This window comes from Longimicrobium sp. (genome assembly GCF_036554565.1).
GTDB lineage: Bacteria > Gemmatimonadota > Gemmatimonadetes > Longimicrobiales > Longimicrobiaceae > Longimicrobium.
The window spans coordinates 1-7679 of record NZ_DATBNB010000459.1 but is presented as its reverse complement, the minus strand read 5'-3'; the positions used below and the strand labels follow the sequence as shown (position 1 = coordinate 7679).

General features: G+C 69.7%; 7 protein-coding genes. 6 read left to right on the top strand and 1 reads right to left on the bottom strand.

Annotated features, from left to right (window positions below; translation table 11 throughout):
• Positions 1-620 precede the first annotated feature (620 nt).
• Positions 621-1652 (bottom strand): NAD(P)/FAD-dependent oxidoreductase, encoded by a 1032-nt coding sequence (locus VIB55_RS12660; RefSeq protein WP_331877012.1) that lies wholly within the window; start codon positions 1650-1652, stop codon positions 621-623.
• Between the two features lie 397 nt (positions 1653-2049).
• On the opposite strand from VIB55_RS12660, the gene VIB55_RS12655 reads away from it, so the two are divergent.
• The 6 genes from VIB55_RS12655 to purL all read left to right on the top strand — a co-directional run.
• Positions 2050-2997, top strand: a complete 948-nt coding sequence (locus tag VIB55_RS12655; protein WP_414681546.1) for a phosphoribosylaminoimidazolesuccinocarboxamide synthase — start codon at positions 2050-2052, stop codon at positions 2995-2997.
• Positions 2994-3869 (top strand): CDP-diacylglycerol--serine O-phosphatidyltransferase, encoded by an 876-nt coding sequence (gene pssA / locus VIB55_RS12650; protein WP_331877010.1) that lies wholly within the window; start codon positions 2994-2996, stop codon positions 3867-3869. Before VIB55_RS12655 ends, pssA begins: the two co-directional genes overlap by 4 nt.
• On the top strand, positions 3866-4132 hold the full coding sequence (purS, locus tag VIB55_RS12645) for a phosphoribosylformylglycinamidine synthase subunit PurS (protein ID WP_331877009.1): 267 nt from the start codon (positions 3866-3868) through the stop codon (positions 4130-4132). Before pssA ends, purS begins: the two co-directional genes overlap by 4 nt.
• The gene (purQ, locus tag VIB55_RS12640; RefSeq protein WP_331877008.1) at positions 4129-4827 is read left to right on the top strand and encodes a phosphoribosylformylglycinamidine synthase subunit PurQ; all 699 of its coding nucleotides are present in this window, start codon (positions 4129-4131) and stop codon (positions 4825-4827) included. The genes purS and purQ overlap by 4 nt, the downstream gene beginning before the upstream one ends.
• A 130-nt stretch (positions 4828-4957) precedes the next feature.
• Positions 4958-5728, top strand: coding sequence for a hypothetical protein (locus VIB55_RS12635; RefSeq protein WP_331877007.1), 771 nt, complete (start codon positions 4958-4960; stop codon positions 5726-5728).
• A 48-nt stretch (positions 5729-5776) separates the two neighbouring features.
• Positions 5777-7679, top strand: a 1903-nt coding sequence (gene purL / locus VIB55_RS12630; protein ID WP_331877006.1) for a phosphoribosylformylglycinamidine synthase subunit PurL, incomplete at its 3' end; no start/stop codon positions are given.

Below are 7679 nucleotides of genomic sequence, written 5' to 3'. Positions count from 1 at the left end.
CCGCTACCGCGCCCAGCCGATTACCCGTCCGCGGCTAGATCCTTCGGCCCGCGAAGGTTGCGACAGGGGCAGGTTCGGCGCGCTTGGGCCTCAGGATGACAGGCGTTGGTGCGCGACGGCGGCTTGGGTAGCGCACCACACTGGCTCCCTTCCCCCGCGGGGTTTGCGGGGGAAGGGCTGGGGATGGGGGGCGACCCGAGGCAGGCGCCGGAACCGTCGAAGCGCACCTCACCTCGTGCAGCAACGCCAGCCCAAACACCAACGCCGGCCGACACCCGCGTCCGTCCGAGGCCCAGGCCTCCGTGGCCGCTCCCGCGCCCAGCCGATTACCCGTCCGCGGCTAGATCCTTCGGCCCGCGAAGGTTGCGACAGGGGCAGGTTCGGCGCGCTTGGGCCTCAGGATGACAGGCATTGGTGCGCGGCGGAGGATTTTCACAGGCCCTCGTGCGCGGCGGAGGGTCTGACAGGCCTTGGTGCGCGGCGGAGGGTTCGGGGAGCGCACCACACTGGCGCCCTTCCCCCGCGGGGTTTGCGGGGGAAGGGCTGGGGATGGGGGGCGCCCCGAGGCACGTGCCTCAGACAGTCGAACCGCGATCAGGTTCTACGGCGAGGCGCGGCCCCTACTCCCCCTCGTCCTCCTGCTTGAACAGCTTGAGGTTCGTGGAGTGGCCGGGGTTCACGCGGGCCTTGGGGTTCAGGTAGTGCACCGCGTTGTTCACCGCCACCGCCGCCTCGCCGTACCCCGTGGCGATCAGCTCCAGCTTGCCGGGATAGTGCACCACGTCGCCCGCCGCGTACACGCCGGCGATGTTGGTTTCCATCAGCTGCGACACCTTGATGGTGTTGCGTTCCAGCTCCAGCCCCCACCGGCCGATGGGCCCCAAGTCCGGCTTGAAGCCCAGGAGCGCGACGACGGCTTCGACGTGAAGCTCCTCGGCTTCCTTGGTGTCGTTGTTGATCAGCGTCACGCGCGCCACGCAGCCGCCCTCGCCGCTGATCTCCCCCACCTCGTACGGCGTGCGGATGGTGACGTCGCCGCGCTCCGCCGCCTGCCGCATCTCCAGCACCGTGCTCCTGTGCGCGCGGAACTCGTCACGCCGATGGATCAGCGTGATCTCACGCGCAATGCCGCGCAGCCCAAGCACCCAGTCAACCGCCGAGTCGCCGCCGCCGATGATCAGCACGCGCTTGCCGCGGAAGTCCTCGGGCTGGCGCACGTGCGTGTGAACGCCGCCCGTGTCGGAGTAGTGGTCCGCCCACCCCGGGCACTCCAGCACGCGCGGGTTCAGCGCGCCCTTGCCGGCCGTGATCACCACCGTCTTCGTCAGGAACTCTCCGCGGGGCGTCACCAGGCGAATGTGGCCGTCCTCGGGAATCAGCTGCTGCACCTCGGCCTCGAGCACCACCTCGGGGCCGAACTGCGTACCCTGCTCGATCATGTTCTTGGCCAGGTCCTTGGCCAGGATCTTGGGCAGGCCGCCGACGTCGAAGATGTACTTTTCGGGATACAGGGCCATCAGCTGCCCGCCCAGTTGCGGCAGCGCGTCGACGATGCGGCACGACATGCCGCGCAGGCCCGCGTAGAAAGCGGCGAAGAGCCCCGTGGGCCCCGCGCCGATGATGGTGATGTCCTTGATGCCGTCGTCGCTCACGCGCGCGCTCCGTCCGTGCGGCGAAGAAAAGTGCGGCCGGGCAGCGGTGCCCCGGCCGGTTCTGGCGGTTCATATACGGGCGGGTGCGGCCCGACGCAAGACGGTCGCTGCGCGTCGGAGGGCTCCGGCGCATATCGCAGGCGCCCCCCTCTCCCGGCCTCTCCCCCATAAACTGCATGGGGGTGAGGAGAATTCGAACCCGTCCCGCAAATGTGTCTTTCTCCCCTTCCCCCATGGGGTGTATGGGGGAAGGGGTCGGGGGATGGGGGGCGCCGGGGCATGCGCCGCATCCTGTCGAAGGCCTCCGCCCTCATCTCGCGAACGTGGTTGCCCGGCCCCTGCCCGACACGTAAATTCGCGCCTCAATCGCCTCACGCCCCTCTGGACGGAGCGCCCGATCCTGAACGCCACCCTGGTCAGCACCGACCTTCCCTTTCCGCTGAGGGTGCGCGGAAAGGTCCGCGACGTGTACGACCTGGGCGACGCGCTGCTGATGGTGGCTACCGACCGCGTGAGCGCCTTCGACGTGGTGATGCCGGACCCGGTTCCCCGCAAGGGCGAAGTCCTCACCCTGATCTCCGCCTGGTGGTTTGCGCGCACCGCCGATCGGGTGCCCAACCACGTCCTGTCCATCGACCCCGACCACATCGCCGCCCGCTACCCCGCCCTGGCGCCCCACCGCGCGTCGTGGGCACGCCGCGGCATGCTCGTCCGGAAGCTGGAGCCGTTCCCGGTCGAATGCGTGGTGCGCGGCTACCTGAGCGGCAGCGCGTGGAAGGAGTACCGCGAATCCGGCACGCTGGCCGGCGAGCCGATGCCGCCGGGGCTGCGCGAATCCGACCGGCTGGAGACGCCGCTCTTCTCCCCCGCCACCAAGGCCGAGTCCGGCCACGATGAGAACATCCCCTTCGCGCGGATGAAGGAGATCGTCGGCGCTCAGGCGGCGGAGCGGCTGCGGGACGCGTCGATGACGCTCTACGAGCGCGGACGCGAGATGGCGGCGCACGCGGGGATCATCATCGCCGATACCAAGTTCGAGTTCGGCCGCGACGGCGACGGGACGATCCGCGTGATGGACGAGATGCTGACGCCCGATTCGTCGCGCTTCTGGCCGGCGGACCGGTACCAGCCCGGCCGCGGGCAGCCGTCGCTCGACAAGCAGCCCCTGCGCGACTGGCTGGAGGAGCTGACGGCGCGCGGCGCGTGGAACAAGGCGCCGCCGGGCCCCGCCCTGCCGCCGGAGGTGGTGGACGAGACCTCGCGGCGCTATCGGGACGCATTCCGGCGGCTGACCGGGATGGATCTGGACGACTTTCCCCTGCGTGACCCCGGAGCCGCCGGATGATGGTCGATTCGATGTCGCCCCGGCGGCGGCGCCTGCGCCGCGGCGTGGTGATCCTGCCCAGCGCCTTTACGCTGGGCAACCTGTTCCTGGGCATCTGGGCCATCGTCAACGCGTCGCGCGGGCAGTACTTCACCGCGGGATGGATGATCGTGGGCGCGGCCATCATGGACCTGCTGGACGGCCGCATCGCCCGCTTCACCGCCACGGGAAGCGCCTTCGGCGAGGAGCTGGACTCGCTGGTGGACGCCATCTCGTTCGGTGTGGCGCCCGCACTGATCGCCTACTTCGCCTTCTTCAGCACGGGTGGCGAGTGGTCGTGGATCCTCGCCTTCCTCTACATCGTGGCCGCCGTGTTCCGGCTGGCGCGCTTCAACATCGAGCAGGCGGGCACGGCCAAGGCCGCGTTCCACGGCCTTCCCTCCCCCACGGCCGGCGCCTGTCTGGCCACCTACTACGCGTTTACCCAAACGCCGTTCTGGGCCGCGTGGCTGCCGCACGTGCCGGTGGTGCGCATGGCCGGGTGGCTGCTGATGCTGCTGGGCGTGCTGATGGTGAGCAACGTCCTGTACCCGGTGGTGCCGCGGTTCGGCACGCGCACCTGGGGGGGGCGCTTCGCCATCTTCCTCGCGATCGTTTCGCTGGTGTCGGCGTTCACCTTTCCGGCGTACTTCTTCTTTCCCTTCAGCATCCTGTACATCACCTACGGGTTGGTGAAGACGGTGTTGAGCGGCTTCGAGGAGCGGCTTCCCGCCCGCGACCCGCTGGAAGACGAGGTAGACGACGGCGAGGCCGACGACGTGCGGGAGCTGGAATACGAGGAAATGCGCCCCAAGCCGGGGCTTCGCGAACCCATGGACAGCGGGAACCAGTGACGGAATACAGCATCGAGGTGCGGGTGACGCCGCGGCGCGGCATCCTGGACCCGCAGGGCAAGGCGGTGGGCGGGGCGCTAGCCTCGCTCGGCTTCTCTGGCGTGGGCGAGGTGCACGTGGGCCGCATCGTCGTCTTCAGCCTGACGGCGGAAGGCGAGCCCCAGGCGCGCGAATCGGCCGAGGCGATGTGCCGGCAGCTGCTGGCCAACCCGGTCACCGAGGACTTTCGCATCACCGTGTCGCCCGCGGAGAACGTGGGATGAAGATCGGCGTCGTGACCTTCCCGGGGTCCAACTGCGACTACGACTGCTACAAGGCCGTCGAGGAGCTGCTGCAGGCCGAGGCCGTGTACCTGTGGCACAAGGAGCACGACCTGCAGTCTGTGGACGCCGTGTTCCTGCCCGGCGGCTTCAGCTACGGCGACTACCTGCGCTGCGGGGCCATCGCCGCGCACAGCCCCATCATGCGCGAGGTGATCGAGTTCGCGAATGCGGGCGGGCCGGTGGCCGGCATCTGCAACGGCTTCCAGATCCTCTGCGAGAGCGGGCTGCTCCCCGGTGCCCTGGTGCGCAACCGCACGCTGAAGTTCCGCTCCCGCGCGGTCCATCTCCGCGTGGAGCGCGCGGAGCCGCCGTTTACCTCGGAGTACGAGATGGGGCAGGTGCTGCGCATCCCCATCGCGCACGGCGAGGGGTGCTACATCGCCGATCCCGCGGTGCTCGACGAGTTGGAGGCGAACGGGCAGGTCGCGTTCCGCTACTGCGACGCGGAGGGCAACATCGTTCCCGCGGCCAACCCTAACGGCAGCGTGCGTAACATTGCGGGCATCGTGAACGCCGCGGGCAACGTGCTGGGGATGATGCCGCACCCGGAGCGCGCGGTAGACCCGCTGCTGGGCAGCACAGACGGCGCGCCGGTGTTCCGGGCGCTGGCTGACCATCTCAGCATCGCGCGGTAGACAACGGGGAACGCCATCCGAAGGGACTGCAACGGCCGGTGGATGCACAGGGAAACGTGCGGGGTTCTTGCAGTTGCGTTGACGGCTTTCGTTGCCGCTGTTGCTTCGTGACCTTCCCGTGGAGGCGACCATGACCAGGCTCTTCCTCGCGCTCCTGTTGCTGGCGAGCGCTCCCGTGCAGGCCCAGTCCGTCATCTCGCAGGGGATGACGCCCGAGCAGGTTCGCGAAACGTTCGGCGCGCCGGCGACCACGCGCACGTCCGGCGAGTGGACGTACTGGTACTACCACAACGGCTGCCCCAACCGCTGCGGCTCCGACGACGTGGTGTTCTTCCGCGAAGACCGCGTCATTGCCGCCGTGCTGCGCACCCGCGCTCGCCGCTTCTCCGGGCCGCGTGCGGACGACGCACTCGGCGCGGCGGGCGGCGGCGAACAGTCGGGCTCCGTCACCGCGGACGCGGGCGCTGGGAATGATCGGGGGCGCGCCGTCGGGCGGGCGGCCGGGTCCGCTCCGGGGCGCGTGATCGTCGGCGGTGTGAACGTGAGCGCCGCGCCCACCACGGGTGCGGACGTGCTCGTCATCACGCCCACGGGCCAGGGCGCAACCGACGGCGTGCAGGTGCGCGAGGCGCGTGATGGCGAGCGGTCCACCATCATCATCCAGGGACCGACCACCACTGGCGGAACGGGCGTGACGACGGGTGCGCCCGCCAACCGGCCCAACGTCGACGCGACCAGCACCACGCCGCGCACCACCACCGGCACCCCCGACGAAACGCAGGGCGACTCGGTGGAGCGCGCGGCCGAGCGCGACCAGCGCGACCGCAGGAACGAGGAAACCGCCGTGGACCGCGCGCGCCGCCACGACACGCCGCGCCAGCCGCCCGCGCGCACGCCCTGAACGCGCGCGGACGACCGCTCGACATCCAACGATCAGAAGGATAGAGACGTGCCCGTACAGCCCCGCCCCGGAGACCCGGCCATCACCCCCGAGCTGGTGGCCGACCACGGCATCAGCGAGCACGAGTACGGGCTGATCCTGAACATCCTTGGCCGCGTGCCCACCTACACCGAGCTTGGCGTGTTCAGCGCCATGTGGTCGGAGCACTGCGGCTACAAGAACAGCCGTCCCCTGCTGAAGAAGCTGCCGACGACGGCGCCCTGGGTGCTCCAAGGTCCCGGCGAGAACGCCGGTGTCATCGACGTGGGCGACGGGCTGGCGGTTGCCTTCAAGATCGAGTCGCACAACCACCCCTCCGCCGTGGAGCCGTACCAGGGCGCCGCCACGGGCGTGGGCGGCATCCTGCGCGACGTGTTCACCATGGGCGCGCGCCCCATCGCCTGCCTCAACTCCCTGCGCTTCGGCGAGATCGACGGGCCGGAGGGCGACCGCGTCCGGTATCTGGTGGCGGGCGTGGTGAAGGGCATCGGCGACTACGGCAACTGCGTGGGCATTCCCACGGTGGCGGGCGAGGTGTACTTCGACGCCGCGTACGAGGGCAACCCGCTGGTCAACGCCATGGCCATCGGGCTGATGAAGAAGGAGGAGCTGATCCGCGGCGTGGCGTCCGGGGTGGGCAACCCGATCATGGCGGTGGGATCGAAGACCGGCCGCGACGGCATCCACGGCGCCACCTTCGCGAGCGCGGAGCTGACGGAGGAGAGCGAGGCCAAGCGCCCGATGGTGCAGGTGGGCGACCCGTTCACCGAGAAGATGCTGCTGGAGGCGTCGCTGGAGTTGATCCGCTCGGGCCACATCGTCGGCATCCAGGACATGGGCGCGGCGGGGCTTGTCTCGTCGTCCACGGAGATGGCGGCGCGTGGCGGGACGGGTGTGGAGATCGAGATCACCCGCGTTCCCGTCCGCGAAACGGGGATGACGCCGTACGAGATTCTGCTCAGCGAAACACAGGAGCGGATGCTCGTGGTGGCGCACGAAGGGCACGAGGAGGACGTGCGCGCCATCCTGGGCCGGTGGGACCTGGACGCGGAGACCATCGGCTACGTGACGGATACGGGGCGGTACGTGATCCGCGAGAACGGTGCGGTGGTGGTCGATATCCCCGGCGAGCCGCTGGTGGACGCCTGCCCTACCTACACCCGCGAAGGCATCGAGTCCCCCGAGGTCGTGGAGGCGCGCGCGTTCGATCCGTCGACGATCAAGCTGAAGTCTGAAGAGGCCGATCCCACGTGGACGCTGCGGCGCCTGCTGGATTCACCGACCGTCGCGTCCAAGCGCTGGGTGTACGAGCAGTACGACAGCACGGTGCGGACGAACACGGTCGTGGGCCCGGGGAGCGACGCCGCGGTGGTTCGGCTGCGCGGAACCAACCGGGCGATCGCGGCCACGGTGGATTGCAACTCGCGCTACGTTTACCTGAACCCGTATCGCGGCGGCCAGATCGCCGTGGCCGAGGCGGCGCGCAACCTCGTCTGCTCGGGCGCCTTGCCACGCGCGGTGACGGACAACCTGAACTTCGGCAACCCGCTGAAGCCGGAGGTCTACTTCCAGCTTTCGGAGTCGCTGCGCGGCATCGGCGAGGCGTGCACGGTGCTGGAGACGCCGGTGACGGGCGGCAACGTCAGCCTGTACAACGAGAACCCGCGCGGAGCGATCTATCCCACGCCAACGATCGGGATGGTGGGGGTGATCGACGACCTGGCGCACGTCACCACGTCGTCGTTCCGCCGGGCGGGCGACGCCATCGTGCTGCTGGGGCGCAACACGGCGGAACTGGGCGGCAGCGAGTACCTGAAGACCATCCACGGCCGCGTGGCGGGCGACGCGCCGGCGCTGGACCTGGATGGCGAGCAGAAGCTGCAGCGCGCGCTGCTGGCCATGATCCGCGCCG

Coding starts and splice junctions, on each gene's coding strand:
- VIB55_RS12635 (WP_331877007.1), top strand. CDS start 4,958: ATGACCAGGCTCTTCCTCGCGCTCCTGTTGCTGGCGAGCGCTCCCGTG.
- pssA (WP_331877010.1), top strand. CDS start 2,994: ATGATGGTCGATTCGATGTCGCCCCGGCGGCGGCGCCTGCGCCGCGGC.
- purQ (WP_331877008.1), top strand. CDS start 4,129: ATGAAGATCGGCGTCGTGACCTTCCCGGGGTCCAACTGCGACTACGAC.